A 16,933-nucleotide genomic window follows, 5' to 3' on the forward strand; every position below is an offset into this window, starting at 1 on the left:
TCAGCCGCCGGTGGCGAAGCCCGGGAAGAGGGTCATCCCCCCGTCGACGTAGAGGGTGGCTCCCACGACGTAGTCCATGAGGTCGGAGGCGAGGCCGACGGCCGCGTTCGCGATGTCCTCCGGGTCGCCGACGCGCCCGTACGGGATCAGCGTCAGCAGGTCCTTCTCGGCCTGGGGCGTGTCCCAGGCGGTGCGGTTGATGGGCGTCCGGATGGCACCGGGGGCGATCGCGTTCACGCGGATCTTCTTCGGGGCGAGCTCCTGCGCCAGGGTCTGCATCATCATCTGCACGCCGCCCTTGGACGAGGCGTAGTTGACGTGCCCGGCCCAGGGGATGATCTGGTGCACCGAGCTCATGCAGATGATCTTGCCGGCGGAGCGGGAGACCTCCGGGACGATCCCGCGCCGCAGGAACTCCTTCGTCGCCTCCCGGGCGCACAGGAACTGCCCGGTCAGGTTGACGTCGATGACCTTCTGCCACTGGGCGAGGGTCATCTCGGTGAAGGCGGAGTCCCGCTGGAGCCCCGCGTTGGCGACGAGGATGTCGATCGTCCCGAACTCCTCGACCATGCGGTTCGTCATGGCGACGACCTGGCCCTCGTCGGACACGTCCGCCTCGTACGCCGCCGCGCGCACCCCGAACGAGGCGATCTCCTCGACGACCTTCTCGGCCTCCTCCCGGCCGGCCACGTAGTTCACGACCACGTCGGCCCCGGCCCGGCCCAGGCCGATGGCCGTGGCCTTGCCGATCCCGGAGTTGGCGCCGGTCACCAGCGCCTTCTGGCCCCGGAGCAGGTGCGCGGGAACCGCCCCCTGGGATACGCCCTCGGTGGAACTCACGACAGACTGCCTCCTCCACAGCGCGGCCCGCGCTGTCCGGGCGAGGACACCCGAGCGGGCTCCGGCGTCACACAACCACCGCGGCCGCGGCGCGACGGCGCGCGGCGAGCCGTGTCGCACCACCCGGCTGAGTTCTTCGCCCGGTCGGCGGTGTTCCCCCCTTTCCCCGCCTGCGGATCAGCCCAAGCGCTCCAGGAGGTGGTCGCCCACCCGCAGGGCGTTCGCGATGGCCGTCAGGGACGGGTTGACCGCGCCGATGCTCGGGAAGAAGCTCGTGTCGACCACGTACAGGTTGTCCAGGTCGTGGGCCTTGCAGTGGACGTCCAGGGCCGAGGAGGCCGGGTCGGTGCCGAAGCGGACGGTCCCGGCCTGATGGGCCGTCGCCCCGATCGGCATGCCCTTGTGCAGGTAGAGGCTGTGGTCCAGCAGGTGGTGCTCGTGCATGCCCAGGTGCCCGAGCATGTGCTGGAGCTTGTGCCGCAGCCGCTTCAGCCCGGCCGTGTTGTTGGCCTCGTCGAGCGCGAGGTGGATGCGGCCGTCGCCGTCCAGGGTGACGCGGCTGTCGGGCAGCGGCAGGTCCTCACCGCACAGCCAGAAGTCGACGGCGTGGTGGGCCATGACCTCGAACGGCATGTCCGGGGTCACCGCACCGGCCCAGCGCGGGGCCTCGCCGTGGATCTGCTGGGCGTCCGACTTGCCGAGCATCTGGATCCCGCCGAGCGGGTAGTCCCAGTCGTCCGCACCGAGGTACCAGTCGTGCAGGGCGAGGGTCTTCTGGAACTGCGTGTCGTTCGGCTCCCTCGACACGGCCATCAGGGCCAGGTTGTTGTGCCGCATGTAGAACCGGCCGACCACGTCCGAGCTGTTGGCCAGGCCCCGCGGATGGCGGTCGTTCGCGGAGGCCAGCAGCAGCGCCGCCGAGTTGACCGCCCCGCAGGAGACGACCACGACGTCCGCCGCGTACCGGGCCTCCTCGCCCCCGTCGAGCCGGGCCACGACCGTGCTCACGGTCCGCCCCGTCGGATCGGTTTCGAGCCGGACCACGTGGGCGTTCGTGACCAGCTCCACGTTCGGGTGCTCCAGGGCCGGCTCCACACAGATCACCTGCGCATCGGACTTGCCGCGGACCAGGCACGGGAAGCCGTCCACCCGGTTGCAGCGGATGCAGACGCTGGTGTGCGTCGCACGCCCCCTGCCGTCCTGGGTCAGGTTCACCCCGATCGGCAGGTGGAAGGGGTGCAGGCCCTGCTTCTCCAGGTCGTCGCTCAACTGCTGGATCCGCGGCTCGTGTTCCACCGGCGGATGGGCGTACTGCTCACTGGCAGGCCCTTCCCACGGGTCCTCGCCGTGCCGCCCGTGCACCAGGTACAGGTGCTCCGCCTGGGTGTAGTAGGGCTCCAGGTCCTCGTAGCGGATCGGCCAGGCGGGCGAGATCCCGTCGTGGTGGCGCAGCTCGCCGAAGTCCTGCGGGCGCAGCCGGAACAGCGCCGCGCCGTAGAACTTGGTGTTGCCGCCCACGTAGTAGTTGACCTCGGGCGGGAACTCGCGGCCGTGCTGGTCGAACCAGAACTCCGGCGCGCGGTACTTCCCCTTGACGAACACGGCCGTGGAGTCCCAGTTGTCCCGTTCGCGCGGGAGGTAGCCGCCGCGTTCGAGGATCAGCACGCGCTTGCCGGAGGGGGCGAGCCGGTGCGCGAGGGTACCGCCGCCCGCGCCGCTTCCGATGATGATGGCGTCGTAGTGGGGGGTGTCGCTCACGGCGACCACCGTCCGTCCTCGGTCTGTGGTGTCGCGCCCGCACCGGGCCTGTCCGTCACAGCTGGGATCCCTCTACGAACGTATACGCCGCCCGCCGCCGCGGCACCCGGAGGAGGGGCCGGGGCACCGGTACGGTCACAGGCCACAGGTCACAGGCCACAGGTCACAGGCCACAGGCCACAGGTCACAGGTCACAGGCCACAGGTCACAGGACGGCGATCGGATTCACGGGGGAGCCGGTGGCCGCCGCCAGCCGCAGCGGTGCCACCGTGCACAGGAACTGCCAGCGCCCGAGCTCCGCGCACAGGTGCGCCAGCTCCTCCAGGTCCAGGTAGTCCAGCAGGTGCACGCCCAAGGCGTGCATCGCCAGGACGTGCACGGGGAAGGCGACTCCGGCCACCGGGCTCGGGGCGGTGTCGTTGTTGCCGTCCGAGCCGAGGACCGCGACGTGCCGTCCGGCCAGGAACCGCACCGCCTCCGGATGCAGGCCCGCCCTGGCGTGCGCCACGTCCCACGGGCCGGTCTCCCGGCGCCGGCGCCAGTGTCCGACGCGTACGAACAGCAGGTCGCCCGGCCCGGTGCGCACGCCCTGGGCCTCCTCGGCGGCGGCGAGGTCCTCGGCGCTCACGCAGTCGCCGGGTTCCAGCCAGGGCAGCCCGCGCAGCCGGGGGACGTCCAGGAGCACGCCGCGGCCGACGATCCCGCTGCGGACCAGGTCGAGCGTGATCCCGCGGGCGCCGCCCGCCCTGAGGGCGGTCTCCGGGATCCCGCCGTAGAGCTCGCCGTCGAAGACGACGTGGCACAGCGCGTCGAGATGGGTGTGGGCGTCCCCGTGCACGTTCATGGCGAAGCGGTCCAGGGCGAAGTGCAGCCCGGGGGCCCCGGTCTCCTGGTCGGACGGTGCCGTCAGCACGTAGGCGGCGGGCTGCGGATCGTCCGGGCCGGGCCGCGTCTCCACGGGCGCGGCCAGCGACACCGTCCGCCCGTGGCGGACCCCGGCAGCTGCGGCCGCCACCCGCTCGGGGGTCAGGTGGGCGAGGGCCCCGCGCCGGCGCTCCTCGCCCGTCCGCGCGTCGTGGCGCAGGTGCACGTAGAGCGACCGGAAGGCCTCCTCCGCCATGGGCCGGTCCGGAGCGGCCGCAGGCTCCCCGGAAGTCCAGGTCCTGTCATCCGTCACGCCGGGTCCTCCTGCTGTGCGTCCGTCGCGTGCCTCCCCCTGCGTCCGTTGCCCTGCGTCCGTTGTTCCGTGTCTGCCGAAAGCCCCGCCTCCACTGTCCGGCGCCGCTGTGGGCCGTGCATCCCGGACGGGTCGTGTCACCCCTGCGCGGTCTGCCGCCAGCCGGGCTCCAGGCGGTCGAGGAGGAGGCGGAAGGCCGCGTCGGCCCGGTCCCGGTCGCCGTCCGCCGGCGCGGCGAACAGCAGACCGAAGCCGGCCCCGACGACGAGGGTGGCCTCGCCGCGCGCCCGTTCCGCCGGCATGCCCAGCCCGGCGAAGCGGCCGGCGGCCAGGTCGGTCCAGCCGGTGATCACGTCGCGCATCACGGGCCCGTACCGCTCCGGGTGCATCAGGCTCGCGGACATGATCTCCAGGTACAGCGGGAGCGTGGCCCGCACGTCCGGGGTGCCGAACTGCTCCCACACCTCCTCCAGGACCCGCCGCAGCCCGGCGGCGTCCCGCGGCGCGTCGCGTGCCGCCAGCTGCGCCCGCAGCCGGCGGAGGGGACGCCGCTCGTCGAGCGCCAGGGCTTCGGCGACCATGCGCTCCTTGGTGCGCCACGCGCGGGGCCCCGTCCGGCTCGACCTCAGGGCGACGGACGACCGGCTGTTCTGCGAGGTGGAGGACGCCCGCGACGCCGACCCCGTACACCGCACCGCACCCCCGAGAGCGGAGGGCGGCCGGACGACGGCGAGGGGGTGTACCTGGGTACACCCCCGCTCGGCAGCCAGGCGCAGGGGCCCCGGCCCCGCGGGGCGGCATCGTCGGTGTCATGCGAATGACACCTGTGGACATCAGGGTGACGGCCTCGTTCCTGGCCGTCGCCTTCCTCACGGCCGGCCTGCTGGGCGCGGTCCAGCCCGCAACACGGATCCCCGCCGAGGTCATCCAGCTGACGCAGTTCGGACCCGCCCTGGCGGTGGGCGCCGCCGCGCTGCTGTGGCCGCGGCGCGTACGGGCGCTCCTGGCCGGCGGCCCGGCCCGCAGCGGCAGCCGCGGCGCCCTCCTGATCCTGACCGCGCCGCTGGTCATCGCCGTCAGCGCCGCCACGTACGCGGCACTCGGCGAGGGCGGGCGGCCGACGGCCCCGGACGCCCCGTTCGCCCTGATCGCCGCGGCACAGCTCCTCGGCGCCTGCGCCGAGGAGATCGGCTGGCGCTGCCTCCTGCAGCCGCTGCTGCGCCCCCGCTTCGGCCCGCTGGGGGCCTCGGTGGCGGTCGGCGCGGTCTGGGGCGTCTGGCACGTTCAGGTCTTCGCGCAACACCCGCTCTACGCCGCCGCGTTCCTGACGATGGCGGTGTCCCTGTCGGTCGTCATGGGCTGGGCGCTCGACGGGACGGGAGCGTCCCGGCTGCTGCTCGCGGGGGGATTCCACGCGCTGATCAACATAGGGATGCTGCTCTTCATGGACGAGGAGTCCGGCACCGTGACCCCCATGGTGCTGTTCGGCCTGTCCTGCCTGACGGCAGCGGCCCTGTGGACGTGGCTGAGCGCGCGCCGGGGCCGGGCTGCGGAGTCGGCTCCGGCACCGGATAGGCTCACCGCGATCATGGAAGATGCCCGATAGGCCGCGCGGCGCCCCGGCCCGCGCTCTCGCCCGCGCCCTGGCCCGCACCGGCCTCGCCCTCGGCCGCTGCCAGCTGGCGAGCCTGCACGCGCTCGCCGTGTCGGCGGCCGGCTCGCTGGTGGTGCTCGCCGTACTCCTGCTGCCGGTGGGCGTCGGCTTCCGCCTGCTCCCGCCCGCCGCGCGCGCCCTGCGCAGGCTGTCCGACCGCTCCCGCTCCAGGGCCGCGGCGTGGACGGGCGTCCGGATCAGCCCGCCCGAGCCGCTGCCCGCCGCCGACCGTGACGCGACCGCCCGTGGGCGGTCGCGCCGCATCCTGGCCGACGACGGCTTCTGGCGCGACCTGGCCTGGGCATGGCTGGAGCCGGTGACGGGAGGCCTCCTGGCCGCCGTACCCCTCGCCCTGGCCTGGTACGGGGCGTTCGGCGCGCTGGTGCAGCCGTTCATCTGGCGGAGCATCGACGACGGCAACTGGTACGCGTTCGTCCCCGTCCACACCCCCGCCACCATGCTCGCCGCGCTGGCACTGGGGCTCGCCTTCACCGCCGCCGGCCTGTACGCGGCCCCCGCCGTGCTCCGGCTCCACGCCCGCATCGGCCGACGGCTCCTCTCCGCGCCCCGCACCACCCGGCTGACCCGGCGGATCGAGCGGCTCACCGACACGCGGAGCCGTGCCCTCGACACCCTGGCCGCCGAACTGCAGCGCATCGAACGGGACCTGCACGACGGCGCACAGGCCCGGCTGGTCGCCATGGGCATGACCCTGGACCGGGCCGGCCGCCTCCTGGAGACCGACCCGGCGGCCGCACGCGCGCTCCTCCTCGACGCCCGCAGCACCTCGGAGCGGGCCCTGCAGGACCTGCGCGACCTGGTCCACGGCATCCACCCGCCGGTCCTCGCCGACCGCGGCCTCGGCGACGCCGTCCGCTCGCTGGCGCTCGACAGCTTCCTCGACGTCCACGTCGAGGCCCGGCTGCCGGGCCGGCTCCAGGCCCCCGTCGAATCCGCGGCCTACTTCGCCGTCAGCGAGGCGCTCACGAACGCGGCCAAGCACTCCGGGGCCCGCGAGGTCCGCGCGACCCTGACGTACGACGACGGGCTGCTGCGGATCACCGTCACCGACGACGGACACGGCGGCGCCGATCCGTCCCGCGGCACCGGACTGACCGGCGTACGGCAGCGGTTGGATACCTTCGACGGGACCCTCGCCCTGCACAGCCCGCAGGGCGGACCGACCACCGTGACCATGGAGATACCGTGCGCGTTGTCCTCGCCGAAGACCTCTTCCTCCTGAGGGACGGGCTGACCCGCACCCTGCAGGAGCACGGCTGCGAGGTCGTGGCGGTGGACAACGGCCCGTCCCTGCGCCGCGCGCTGCTCGCCGACGGGGACGAGGCACCCGATGTGGCGGTGGTCGACGTACGGCTGCCGCCGACCTTCACCGACGAGGGCCTCCAGGCCGCCCTGGACGCCCGCCGCCGCAAGCCCGGCCTGCCGGTCCTCGTCCTCTCCCAGTACGTCGAGCAGCTGTACGCCAACGAGCTGCTGGCCGGGGGAGAGGGCGCCGTCGGATACCTGCTCAAGGACCGGGTGACCAACACCGAGCAGTTCATCGACGCCGTCCGCCGCGTCGCCGCCGGCGGCACGGTGATGGACCCGCAGGTCATCTCCCGCCTGCTGTCGCGCGGCGACGCACGCGGCACGATCTACGGTCTGACGGCGCGTGAGCGCGACGTCCTGGAACTGATGGCGGAGGGCAGGTCGAACGCCGCGATAGCGGGCGGCCTGCACGTCAGCGAGAGCGCCGTCGCCAAGCACACCGCGAGCATCTTCGCCAAGCTGGGGATCAGCGCGTCGGCGGACGACAACCGCCGCGTCCTGGCCGTCCTGGCCTACCTCAAGCGCTGACCCCGTCCGGACGCGCACCGGCAACCCGGCGGGCGCGTCAGCCGCCGCCGTACGGTGTGGGCCGCACCTCGAACCCTTCGAACGCCCCCGGCCCGGCCGCGGGCTCCTCGTGGACCTCGACGTCCAGGACCGCGGCCGCCGGCGGCCCCGAGTGCGCCCAGCGGACCATCCGGGCGACGGCCTCCTCGTCCCCCTCGAACACCGCCTCGACATCACCGCCGGGCAGATTGCGCACCCACCCGGACACCCCCTGTTCCAGGGCGGCGCTCCGGCAGCTGTCGCGGAAGAACACCCCCTGGACCCGCCCCGACACGATCACACGCTTCCGCACCATGACCCGACCCTGCCTCCTTCCCGCCGCCGCCCGGCCGCGCGACGCGCGGGGACACGCGGACCGCCCCCGTTCGGGGGAGCGGAGCGCTGCGAGCGGGCGCCGGTCCGGGAAGCGGGGGCGGTGCCCGTCAGCAGCGCAGGCCGACGATGCCCCAGCCGCGGCGCTCCGCCTCCGTCACCACCTCACCCCAGTCGGTGAGCAGGTCCACGAAGGCCTCGAAGGTGCCGACCCACCCGTCGGGATCGGTGTCGATCCGGTCGAACGGTTCGCGCAGGGCGTCCAGTTGGGGAGCGGCCTCCCGCCACCATCCGGCGATCACCGGCATCCGGCCGGGCGGCAGCCACAGCAGCAGGTCCGCTTCCCAGGGGCACGGCAGCTCCGGAAGCCCCGGGCCGACCCCGGTGGTGTCCTCCAGACCGTGCCAGAACAGCACGTCGTTGAACCGGTCCAGTACGTCGCGCAGCCCCGGCGTGACGGAGTCGCGCATGTGGTCCCAGCGGTGACCGGCATAGAAGTGCGGCTTGTACGAGCCGCACGTGTTCCGCAGCGCATACCGCCGGTACCAGTCCTCGCCCGGCTGCGTGGACCACGACCAGCCGTGCTCGAAGAGGTCGTCGCTGTACGCCTCTCCGAACGCGGCGTCGATCAGCAGGTCGTGCCGCGCTTCGGGCGCCGCCGCCTCCACCCGTCCCCAGTCCGCGATCAGCACTTCGATCCCCAAACCCATGCCGACAGGGTAGAACGGGACGTGTGGGGCAGGGCCCTACAGGGCCAGCAGCCCGGCCGTCGTCGCCTTGAAGTCGCAGGCGTCGAGGTAGAACGGCCGCAGGTGTTCCTCGAAGTCGACGTGGAGCCATGAGCAGTTCGCGGCGCGTGCTTCGCGGGCCGCGGTGGCGACGAGGGCGGCGCCGACGCCGCCCGACCGGTGGTGCCGGGCGACCACCGTGTCCAGGAGGAAGGCGTGGACCCCGCCGTCCCAGACGACGTTGACGAAGCCGATCAGACGGCCCCCGCCGTCCCGCGCACAGACCCAGCCGAGGCTGTGGCGTTCCAGTCGTCCCCGCCAGTCGGTCCGGGCGACCGGGTGGTCGAAGCCTTCGGCGTGCAGGGCGTTGAGGGCGGCGTTGTCGAAGGCGCCCCGCCACTCGTAGGTGATCGTCACGCCTCGATCGTATGCCGTGCCGAATCCTGTTGATCGGTTACGGAGTTGTTGCAGGAGGTGTGGGTTCCGGCACAGCGCTCGCGACCGGTGTGGTGCTGGAGTCGGGCGATGGCGTTCTTGTTGCTGCTCCTCGTCCCGGCCGGTCTGATCCTGCCGTTCGTCTTCGCGGGTCGGGCCGTCGGTGCCCTGGCCCTGGCCGGCGGTCCGCGACGTGCCGACAGCGGGGCCTGGCTGCGTACCGCCGGCTTCGTACAGGCGGCGGTCGCGGTGGGCGTGTACGCCTGGGGCCTGCTGTGCGTCACCGGCGCGGTCGTGTCGGCCGAGGACGGCGGGACGAACTCGATCCCCATCCTGCCCTGCCGCACCCCGGGCTGGGAGTACCGGGCCGAAGGGATCTCCGGCTACCGGGTGGAGTACGTGCCCCTTCGGTTCGTGTGCGAGGCCGACGACGTCGGCGACTACACCACCTCCGTCCCCGACTACGTCAACCCGGTCTTCTTCTTCCTGGGCCTCGGAGCCGCCGCCTGCCTCACCGTCGCGGCCCTGGACTCCGACGGCAGCGGCGAGCAGGCCGGCACCGGGACGTAGCCTGTCGCCCATGACCCGCCGTACGCCTCCCCGCCCCGTGGACGTCGAGACACTGTTCCCCGAAGTCGCCCCGCTGCGCAGGCAGACGGTACGGCTGCACCCGCGCGCCGGCCGTCCGACGCGGCGGGACAGCTCGGTGGGCGGCCCGCTCCTGTGGCCCGAACACCAGCCGTGGCCGCTGTGCCCCGAGCACCACGGCTCGCCGATGGTCCCGGTGGTCCAGCTCCACGCCGCCGATGCCCTGGGCCTCGTGCCGTTCCCGCCGGGATGCGACCTGCTGCAGGTGCTCTGGTGCCCGCGGGAGCACGACGGCCGATGGGTGATCCCCGAGGTGCACTGGCGGGATGCGGCGGCGGTGGGGAGCGTGCGCGAGGCACCGCCGGTTCCGGTCCCGGTCCCGTACGGGCGGGTGCCGCAGCCGTGCGTCGTGCATCCGGAGGCGGCCGCCGAGTACCCCAACTGGGACCTGGACGAAGAGCTCCACGACGCGCTGGAACCGCGCTTCGACCTGCTGGAAGCCGAGACCGGATGGCTCTACCACCACCAGCTGTCCACCGCTCCCGGCACGAAGCTGGGCGGATACCCGGGCTGGTGCCAAGACCCGGACTGGCCGGACTGCTCCGGATGCGGACAGCGGATGGATCACCTGCTGACCGTGGAGAGCAGCGAGGCGGACGCCCTGTCCCGGCTGACCTGGACCCCCGTCGAGGACCAGGGCATCGCGTACGAGGCCGCCGGGCTGAAGCTGGGTGACATGGGCGGCGTCTACCTCTTTGAATGCCGCACCTGCCCGGGCCGCCCGTACGGGCACCGCTTCGACTGTTCCTGATCGGCCGTCCCGGCCTCGCGCCCCACCCCTGCCGCAAAACGCCACATAACGGTCATTGCGGGCGTGTGGCCGGTCGATCATAATTCCGCGTGTCGGGTGCGAGCCCTGCCTGTGGGCACCCTCGACCGAGGAAAGGAGCGGGCCAGGGTGCCGAGCAGCCGTGGGCGTTCGATCGTGGCGCGGGCCGCTGCGGCGGGGGCGCTGCTCGCCGTCGGTCTAGCGGTCGTCTCGTGGACCGGCAGTGACAGCAAGGACGAAGGCGACGGTCAGGGCGAGGGCAAGGTCACGATCGTCTACGAGGACGACGAGATCAAGCCGCAGGGCCGCCGGATCGTGGACGTGATCCGGAAGTCCCGCGTGCTGGAGCAGACGGCCGACTGGATCAACGGTTCGGTCGCCCTCCCGCACGACCTGGTCGTGAAGGTCACCGACAAGGTCCCGCCGGGGGTGACGGACGCGGTCACCCAGCCCGACGGCAGAACGATCTACGTGCCGCCCGCGTTCCTGACCCGGCTGCAGGGGGTCGCCGGAGAAGTGGCCAAGACCGTGAAGCGGCCCGCCCTGTTCCCCGCGGACAAGTTCAACGCCGACGGCCTGGCCGCGCTCTCGACCCGGTTCATCTTCGGCCACGAGCTGGGCCATGCCCTGCAGCGCCAGCTCCAGCTGCCGAACCTCGGCCTGGAGGAGGACGCCGCCGACGGGTTCGCCTCGTTCCACACCGTCAACGAGGCCGGACCGGCCCCCTCGCTGGCAGGCGCGATGATCTTCGACGCGCTCGCCCGGAAAGAGGGCAAGCTCACCCTCGAAGGGCTCTCCAGCGACCACCCCGTCACCCAGCAGCGGGTCTTCAACTTCCTCTGCTACCTCCACGGCAGCGACCCGAAGAAGTTCGACGGACCACTCGTCGGAGCCGGCTACCTGCCGAAATCCCGCGCCGCGTTCTGCCCGCAGGCATGGGCGATGCTGGACCACGGCTGGTGGACCCAGCTGGGGCCGCACTTCCGCGAGGCGTTCAAGGCGCAGGGCGACAGCAGCCAGGAGAAAGCACGCGCCCGGCTGATCGCGGAGACGAAGGCCCTGGCGGAAAAACTGGACGAGATCCGCACCCGTGAGGCGCACCCGTGAGGCGCACCCGTGAGGTGCATCCGGTCATACGCCGGGGAGTGAAGTACCGGTTGTGGCGCCGGGACGGTCCGCGCCCACCCGTCGGAAGCCGGTGACCTTCATGGGACGACCCTCCACGCCCGACACGGGCAGCTCGCCGTGACCGGTGCGGCGCTGCGTGCGCAGCTCGCCCGGCCGGTGCCCCTGCTGCTCGCCTTCCTCGCGCTCACGTACGGCGTCGCCGTCGTCGGAGGTCTGGCGGCCGCCGACGCCGAGGACGTCTACCTCGCGTTGGAACGACCCGGCTGGGCGCCGCCGGCGTGGCTCTTCGGGCCCGTGTGGACCGTGCTCTACGCGTCGATCGCCGTCGCGGCCTGGCTCGTCGTCCGACGCGGCAGGACGGAAGGCCGCCGTCTCGCCCTCGCCCTGTGGACGGTGCAGCTGCTGCTCAACCAGGCGTGGACACCGCTGTTCTTCGCGGCCGGGCAGTACGGGGCGGCGCTCGTCGACATCTGCCTGCTGCTCGTCTCGATCGCACTCACCGTCGCCGCCTTCGGCCGCGTGTACCGGCCCGCCGCCTGGCTCCTCCTTCCCTACCTGCTGTGGGTGGCGTACGCATCCGCGCTGAACTGGTCGATCCGGCTGCTCAACCGGTGATCCCCGGCGTGGCGGACCGCTGCGGTCCGCTATCGGCCGGTCGCGCGGCGCAATCGCGGCCGGTGTCGCAAATGTGCTCGAATGGCGCACTGCCGCGTACCCTCTATGCATGTCAGCCCCCCGCCTGCACCGCGTCGCCGTCCTCGTGCTGGAGGGGGCGAAGCCCCTGGACGTCGGCATCCCGGCCCAGGTCTTCACCACCCGCGCGAGCATGCCGTACGAGGTGCGGGTCTGCGGCGCCGCCCCCGGCCTCGTCGCCGGCGGCGACGGCCTCTCGTACCACGTGAACCACGGGCTCGACGCGCTCGCCTGGGCCGACATCGTCTTCGTGCCCGGCTACCGGTTCCCGGACCGGGAGGACCCTCCGCAGGAGGTCATCGGCGCGCTGATCGCCGCCCACGACCGGGGCGCACGGCTCGCCGCCATCTCGACGGGCGCCTTCGCACTCGCCGCCACCGGCCTCCTCGACGGCAAGCGCGCCACGACCCACTGGCACTACACGCGCGCGCTCGCGGCCAAGCATCCGCTCGTCCGCCTCGACGAGAACGTCCTGTTCGTCGACGAGGGCAGCGTGCTGACCTCGGCCGGAGCCGCCTCGGGCATCGACCTGTGCCTGCACATCCTGCGCGCCGACGTCGGCGTGGGCGCGTCGAACCACGCGGCCCGCCGCCTGGTCGCGGCCCCCTACCGCAGCGGCGGCCAGGCGCAGTACCTCCCCCGCAGCGTGCCCGAGCCCCTCGGCGAGCGGTTCGCCGCCACCCGTGAGTGGGCGCTGCGCCGGCTTGCCGAGCCCCTGACGCTCGAGGAGCTCGCCGGGCATGCGGCGGTGTCGTCCCGTACGTTCTCGCGGCGCTTCGCCGACGACACGGGGTACACGCCGATGCAGTGGATCATGCGCGCCCGGGTCGACAGGGCCCGCGAGCTGCTCGAACGCTCGGAGCGGAGCGTGGAGCAGATAGCCGCCGACGTCGGCCTCGGCACGGGCGCGAACCTGCGGCTGCACTTCCAGCGCATCCTCGGCACCACCCCCACCGAGTACCGGCGCACCTTCACCAAGGGCGAGTAGCCCACCCCCGGGGGGTGTGGCGAGATCCTTTTGAACCGTGGCGATCGCGCCACTGTCGCGGGCGGATCAAGGACGCGAGTCTGTTGGCGAACAGAAGGGACACCGCTCATGACTCGCATCGCCATCAACGGATTCGGCCGCATCGGACGCAACGTGCTGCGCGCGCTGCTCGAACGCGACAGCGACCTCGAGGTCGTCGCCATCAACGACCTCTCCGAGCCCACCACGCTCGCGCGGCTGCTCGCGTTCGACTCGACGTCCGGCCGCCTGGGCCGCCCGGTGACCGTCGACGGGAACACCCTCGTCGTCGACGGCCGCCGCATCACGGTCCTCGCCGAGCGCGAGCCGGAGCAGCTCCCCTGGGCCGAGCTGGGCGTGGAGATCGTCCTGGAGTCGACCGGCCGCTTCACCTCCGCCGAGGCCGCTCGCGCCCACATCAAGGCGGGCGCGAAGAAGGTGCTCGTCTCCGCCCCGTCGGACGGCGCGGACGTGACGCTCGCGTACGGCGTGAACACCGACGCCTACGATCCGGCCGAGCACACGATCGTCTCGAACGCCTCGTGCACGACCAATGCGCTCGCGCCGCTGGCCGCCGTCCTCGACGAGGTCGCCGGCATCGAGCACGGCTTCATGACGACGGTCCACGCCTACACGCAGGAGCAGGCCCTGCAGGACGGTCCGCACCGCGACCCCCGCCGTGCCCGCGCCGCCGCCGTCAACATCGTCCCGACCACGACGGGCGCCGCCAAGGCGATCGGCCTGGTGCTGCCGCAGCTCGACGGCAAGCTGAACGGCGACTCGATCCGCGTACCGGTCCCGGTCGGCTCGATCGTCGAGCTCAACACGACCGTCTCGCGCGATGTGACCCTGGAGGACGTCCTGGCGGCGTACAAGGCCGCGGCGGAGGGTCCGCTGGCCGGCGTCCTCGAGTACTCGGACGACGCGCTGGTGTCGTCCGACATCGTGGGCAACCCCGCCTCGTCGATCTTCGACTCGGCCCTCACCCGCGTCGACGGCCGCCACGTCAAGGTCGTCGCCTGGTACGACAACGAGTGGGGCTTCTCGAACCGCGTGATCGACACCCTCACGCTGCTCGCCACTCGCTGAAACGGGGCCGCGGCGTCCCCTCCGGCCCCCTCGGCCGGACGGTGCGGCCGTGGCGTGAACAGCCTCCGCGGGGAAGACCGTCCCGATGTCCCCGCGGACCGAGCGGGTTCCCGGCTGCCGACGAGGCAGCCGGGAACCCGCTTTTGCGCGTACGGGCCCAACGGCGTTGTCAGACCCTCTCGTTACCCTCTCCTGCCTGGTGGGATCCACCTCCACAACGGAAAGAGGGCAGCTGATGAACACTGACGACCTGCGGCAGTTCGGCGTCGACGTGTACGACCGGTGGACGGCGATGTGGAACGGCGAAGCCGGCCTCGCCGAGCGGATCATGGCACCTCGGTTCACCCTCCGCTACGCCCAGGCGGGCACCGAGGCCTTCGACAGCGTGACGACTCCGCAGCAGCTCACCGAGACCATTGCCGCCTGGCACCGGGCGCGGCCCGGACTGAGGTTCACGGCCGAGGGACCGGCCGTGGTGGACCTCCGGCCCGGCGGCGCGGCGGCGCCGCCTTCCGGCCTGGTCGCCCGCCCGTACCGGGCGGGCTTCACCGCCGAGGACGGTGCGGTCGCGGCCCGCAGCGGGACTGACACCCTCCGCGTCGTGGACGGCCTGATCACCGAGGTGTGGTCGGTGTCCTCGGGGGCAGGCGGCCGCACCTTCTACCGGTAGCGCGCACGTCCGGCAGTCCGCACGTCCGGCAGTCCGCACGTCGGGCCGTCCGCACGTCGCCGTTCCCCGTGCGGAGGGCCGGCCCTCCGCGGCAGCCGGACGCCACGCCCGTCAGCCTTCCCGCGGCAGAGCCGGCCGTTTGGCACACTGACACGGTTTCCGATCACGGGGTCCGATCCCCCAACCGCGTTGAGGAGAAGTGTCTTTGAGCGCCACCATCGCACGACAGATAGACCTCGACGGCCCGGTGGGCAAACTGCTCCACCGCCGCCCGCTGAAGAACTCCACCGTCATGCAGTCGTTCGGCATCGACCCCGTGTCCGGGGACATCTTCGTGCTGCAGGTCATGGACGGCGGGCTGCGCCTCGGCGACGAGCCGGCCGTCGTCGACTACCCGACCCGCAAGTCCCGCGGCGACCTGTGCCTGACCCGGCTCACCGAGTCCGGCCGGATCACCGGCCACATGTACCTGCGCGGCTTCGGGCACGGCGTCAACCTCGGCGTGGAGAACCGCGGCGGGGAGATATGGCTGTGGACCGAGATCGCGTCCACACCCAACTCGAAGAACGAGGGCTACGGGACCGCCGTCACCAGCTTCCGGTACACCGACGGCGACACCGTCACCTCCGGCACCTCACGCCACACCACCCCGTACACGCCCGACCCGGCGGCCCGCTTCATCACCCCCACCATCGACCGCAGCACCAACGAGCTCGTCCTGCGCTACTCCCTCGGCGGCACGCACTGGGCCCGCTACGACCTCGCCAAGGCGGCGGCCGGCGTGTGGCAGCCGGTCCAGCGGATCACCCCGGCCCTCCCGGTCGCCACCTTCCAGGGGTACACCTCCCACGACGGCGTCCTGTACACCCTCCAGGGCGAGGCCTACGGCGACACCAATCCGCTCCCCGGCAACACGTACATCACCGCGATCGACTGGGCCACCGGCGCCCTCCTGAACCGGCAGTTCATCACCGCCGCGCCGGGCCTGGAGTACCGGGAGCCCGAGGGCATGACGGTCACCGTCCGCGGCGGCGTCCCGCACCTGCACTTCGGCTTCGCCTGCGAGGACCCGGGACCGCGCACCTGCACCATCGTGACGCTGTCCGCGGCCCCCGAGACCGACGGCGTCAAGGTGCTCGCCGACTGGCAGCCGATCACCCTCGCCGCCGGCGTGGCCGTCGACCAGAACGCCCCCCAGGGCCGCATCGTCAGCATCGGCGGCACCCCCACCCTCCAGCTCGGCGGCGGCGTCAAGGGCAGCTTCGCCGCCGACGCGGTCATCGGCTACCTTCCGGACTCCCTCACGCCGAGCATGACCGTCCGCGGCACCGTGCCCCGCAACAACAGCGGCGGCCACAACGCGGCGCGCGTCGAGGCCGGGACCGATCGCGAACTGCGCCTGTTCGGCGGGCGTTCGACCAACGCCATCACCTGGGTGCAGCTCGACAGCTTCAGCGCCGTCTGGCGCTGACACCGCCGTCCGATCCCCCGCCGCCCCCACCGGATTCCGATCCGGCACCGCACTGCTTCCACGAGGAGTCCTTCCATGTCCCAGAACCGCCGCAGCATCCTCGCCGCCGCCCTCGCCGTGCCCGCCGCCCTCACCGTCGCCACCGCCACCCCCGCTGCCGCGGCCCCCGCGGTCGCCGCCGCCGGCGGGGTCGAGGCGGGCGAGTGGACCGACCTCGTCCTGGAGGCCGGCGTCACCCCGACCGCAGGGGCCACCCCGCAGGTCCGCCTGATCACCATCGCCGGCACGGCCTTCCTCCAGGCCCGCGGCCAGATCACCGGCAACTTCACCGCCGACACCAGGATCGGCACGCTGCCGGCCGCCCTCACCCGGCCGACCTGGTACGTGCGCGCGACCGCCGCCCGCAACAACAGCCAGGGCATCAACGCCTGCCGCCTCGACATCAACCCCGCCGGTGCCGTCACCGTCTTCGGCGGCAACACCGGGAACGCGATCACCTGGGTGCAGTTCGACAACGTGCAGGCGATCTGGCGCTGACCCGCTGACCCGCTGACCCGCTGACCCGCTGAACCGAAGACCAGCCGGCCCCGGCCCGGCGCCGTGCCCGTCCGGGCGCGGCGCCGAGCCGGAGCGGGCGCGGAAAACCACGGGCCGGTGCG

At 72.8% G+C, this 16,933-nt stretch carries 19 protein-coding genes; 12 read left to right on the forward strand and 7 right to left on the reverse strand.

The window, feature by feature from the left end:
* From ACIQUT_RS38710 to ACIQUT_RS38725, 4 genes are all read right to left on the reverse strand, one after another.
* Complete coding sequence (locus ACIQUT_RS38710) at window positions 1-795, reverse strand: SDR family oxidoreductase (protein ID WP_403570290.1); 795 nt, start codon at window positions 793-795, stop codon at window positions 1-3.
* Window positions 796-1,017: 222 nt separating this feature from the next.
* Window positions 1,018-2,598 carry a GMC oxidoreductase gene (locus ACIQUT_RS38715; RefSeq protein ID WP_403570239.1) on the reverse strand — a complete coding sequence of 527 codons (1,581 nt, stop codon included), beginning with the start codon at window positions 2,596-2,598 and terminating at the stop codon, window positions 1,018-1,020.
* A 205-nt stretch (window positions 2,599-2,803) separates the two neighbouring features.
* Window positions 2,804-3,718 (reverse strand): cyclase family protein, encoded by a 915-nt coding sequence (locus ACIQUT_RS38720; RefSeq protein WP_403570291.1) that lies wholly within the window; start codon window positions 3,716-3,718, stop codon window positions 2,804-2,806.
* 194 nt (window positions 3,719-3,912) lie between these two features.
* Entirely contained in the window at window positions 3,913-4,356 is a 444-nt protein-coding gene (locus ACIQUT_RS38725; RefSeq protein ID WP_403570240.1) for a TetR/AcrR family transcriptional regulator, read from the reverse strand.
* Between the two features lie 230 nt (window positions 4,357-4,586).
* Here ACIQUT_RS38725 and ACIQUT_RS38730 point away from each other — a divergent pair, with 230 nt between their 5' ends.
* From ACIQUT_RS38730 to ACIQUT_RS38740, 3 genes are read left to right on the forward strand one after another with little or no spacing between them, the layout of a single operon-like run.
* On the forward strand, window positions 4,587-5,381 hold the full coding sequence (locus ACIQUT_RS38730) for a CPBP family intramembrane glutamic endopeptidase (protein WP_403570242.1): 795 nt from the start codon (window positions 4,587-4,589) through the stop codon (window positions 5,379-5,381).
* On the forward strand, window positions 5,371-6,672 hold the full coding sequence (locus ACIQUT_RS38735; RefSeq protein WP_403570244.1) for a sensor domain-containing protein: 1,302 nt from the start codon (window positions 5,371-5,373) through the stop codon (window positions 6,670-6,672). Before ACIQUT_RS38730 ends, ACIQUT_RS38735 begins: the two co-directional genes overlap by 11 nt.
* Window positions 6,636-7,286: a LuxR C-terminal-related transcriptional regulator gene (locus tag ACIQUT_RS38740; protein ID WP_403570245.1), complete on the forward strand. Its 651-nt coding sequence runs from the start codon at window positions 6,636-6,638 to the stop codon at window positions 7,284-7,286. The genes ACIQUT_RS38735 and ACIQUT_RS38740 overlap by 37 nt, the downstream gene beginning before the upstream one ends.
* Before the next feature lie 37 nt (window positions 7,287-7,323).
* Here ACIQUT_RS38740 and ACIQUT_RS38745 read toward each other — a convergent pair whose 3' ends face one another.
* From ACIQUT_RS38745 to ACIQUT_RS38755, 3 genes are all read right to left on the reverse strand, one after another.
* Entirely contained in the window at window positions 7,324-7,620 is a 297-nt protein-coding gene (locus tag ACIQUT_RS38745) for an acylphosphatase (RefSeq protein WP_403570246.1), read from the reverse strand.
* A gap of 127 nt (window positions 7,621-7,747) precedes the next feature.
* Entirely contained in the window at window positions 7,748-8,347 is a 600-nt protein-coding gene (locus tag ACIQUT_RS38750; RefSeq protein ID WP_403570248.1) for a hypothetical protein, read from the reverse strand.
* 36 nt (window positions 8,348-8,383) lie between these two features.
* Window positions 8,384-8,782: a GNAT family N-acetyltransferase gene (locus ACIQUT_RS38755; protein ID WP_403570249.1), complete on the reverse strand. Its 399-nt coding sequence runs from the start codon at window positions 8,780-8,782 to the stop codon at window positions 8,384-8,386.
* A 108-nt stretch (window positions 8,783-8,890) separates the two neighbouring features.
* On the opposite strand from ACIQUT_RS38755, the gene ACIQUT_RS38760 reads away from it, so the two are divergent.
* The 9 genes from ACIQUT_RS38760 (at window position 8,891) to ACIQUT_RS38800 (ending at window position 16,811) form a co-directional block, all read left to right on the forward strand.
* Window positions 8,891-9,370: a hypothetical protein gene (locus ACIQUT_RS38760; protein WP_403570250.1), complete on the forward strand. Its 480-nt coding sequence runs from the start codon at window positions 8,891-8,893 to the stop codon at window positions 9,368-9,370.
* A gap of 10 nt (window positions 9,371-9,380) precedes the next feature.
* On the forward strand, window positions 9,381-10,199 hold the full coding sequence (locus tag ACIQUT_RS38765; RefSeq protein WP_403570252.1) for a DUF1963 domain-containing protein: 819 nt from the start codon (window positions 9,381-9,383) through the stop codon (window positions 10,197-10,199).
* 147 nt (window positions 10,200-10,346) lie between these two features.
* Window positions 10,347-11,324, forward strand: coding sequence for a DUF4344 domain-containing metallopeptidase (locus ACIQUT_RS38770; RefSeq protein WP_403570254.1), 978 nt, complete (start codon window positions 10,347-10,349; stop codon window positions 11,322-11,324).
* Window positions 11,325-11,462: 138 nt separating this feature from the next.
* Window positions 11,463-11,960, forward strand: a complete 498-nt coding sequence (locus ACIQUT_RS38775; RefSeq protein WP_403570255.1) for a TspO/MBR family protein — start codon at window positions 11,463-11,465, stop codon at window positions 11,958-11,960.
* A gap of 109 nt (window positions 11,961-12,069) precedes the next feature.
* Complete coding sequence (locus ACIQUT_RS38780) at window positions 12,070-13,026, forward strand: GlxA family transcriptional regulator (RefSeq protein WP_403570257.1); 957 nt, start codon at window positions 12,070-12,072, stop codon at window positions 13,024-13,026.
* A 108-nt stretch (window positions 13,027-13,134) separates the two neighbouring features.
* On the forward strand, window positions 13,135-14,133 hold the full coding sequence (gap, locus tag ACIQUT_RS38785) for a type I glyceraldehyde-3-phosphate dehydrogenase (protein WP_179172206.1): 999 nt from the start codon (window positions 13,135-13,137) through the stop codon (window positions 14,131-14,133).
* A 235-nt stretch (window positions 14,134-14,368) separates the two neighbouring features.
* Complete coding sequence (locus tag ACIQUT_RS38790; protein WP_403570259.1) at window positions 14,369-14,803, forward strand: hypothetical protein; 435 nt, start codon at window positions 14,369-14,371, stop codon at window positions 14,801-14,803.
* A 205-nt stretch (window positions 14,804-15,008) separates the two neighbouring features.
* Window positions 15,009-16,274, forward strand: a complete 1,266-nt coding sequence (locus ACIQUT_RS38795) for a hypothetical protein (protein ID WP_403570261.1) — start codon at window positions 15,009-15,011, stop codon at window positions 16,272-16,274.
* A 75-nt stretch (window positions 16,275-16,349) separates the two neighbouring features.
* Window positions 16,350-16,811 (forward strand): hypothetical protein, encoded by a 462-nt coding sequence (locus ACIQUT_RS38800; protein WP_403570262.1) that lies wholly within the window; start codon window positions 16,350-16,352, stop codon window positions 16,809-16,811.
* The last annotated feature ends 122 nt before the right edge of the window (window positions 16,812-16,933 follow it).

The sequence above is a fragment of the Streptomyces sp. NPDC090445 genome, from assembly GCF_044769385.1.
GTDB lineage: Bacteria > Actinomycetota > Actinomycetes > Streptomycetales > Streptomycetaceae > Streptomyces.

Bases quoted from the DNA above. Each gene is read 5' to 3' on its own strand.
- ACIQUT_RS38745 (WP_403570246.1), bottom strand. From the start codon at position 7,620: ATGGTGCGGAAGCGTGTGATCGTGTCGGGGCGGGTCCAGGGGGTGTTC.
- ACIQUT_RS38730 (WP_403570242.1), top strand. From the start codon at position 4,587: ATGCGAATGACACCTGTGGACATCAGGGTGACGGCCTCGTTCCTGGCC.
- ACIQUT_RS38780 (WP_403570257.1), top strand. From the start codon at position 12,070: ATGTCAGCCCCCCGCCTGCACCGCGTCGCCGTCCTCGTGCTGGAGGGG.
- ACIQUT_RS38720 (WP_403570291.1), bottom strand. From the start codon at position 3,718: ATGGCGGAGGAGGCCTTCCGGTCGCTCTACGTGCACCTGCGCCACGAC.
- ACIQUT_RS38800 (WP_403570262.1), top strand. From the start codon at position 16,350: ATGTCCCAGAACCGCCGCAGCATCCTCGCCGCCGCCCTCGCCGTGCCC.
- ACIQUT_RS38735 (WP_403570244.1), top strand. From the start codon at position 5,371: ATGCCCGATAGGCCGCGCGGCGCCCCGGCCCGCGCTCTCGCCCGCGCC.
- ACIQUT_RS38790 (WP_403570259.1), top strand. From the start codon at position 14,369: ATGAACACTGACGACCTGCGGCAGTTCGGCGTCGACGTGTACGACCGG.
- ACIQUT_RS38760 (WP_403570250.1), top strand. From the start codon at position 8,891: ATGGCGTTCTTGTTGCTGCTCCTCGTCCCGGCCGGTCTGATCCTGCCG.
- gap (WP_179172206.1), top strand. From the start codon at position 13,135: ATGACTCGCATCGCCATCAACGGATTCGGCCGCATCGGACGCAACGTG.
- ACIQUT_RS38765 (WP_403570252.1), top strand. From the start codon at position 9,381: ATGACCCGCCGTACGCCTCCCCGCCCCGTGGACGTCGAGACACTGTTC.
- ACIQUT_RS38725 (WP_403570240.1), bottom strand. From the start codon at position 4,356: ATGGTCGCCGAAGCCCTGGCGCTCGACGAGCGGCGTCCCCTCCGCCGG.
- ACIQUT_RS38750 (WP_403570248.1), bottom strand. From the start codon at position 8,347: ATGGGTTTGGGGATCGAAGTGCTGATCGCGGACTGGGGACGGGTGGAG.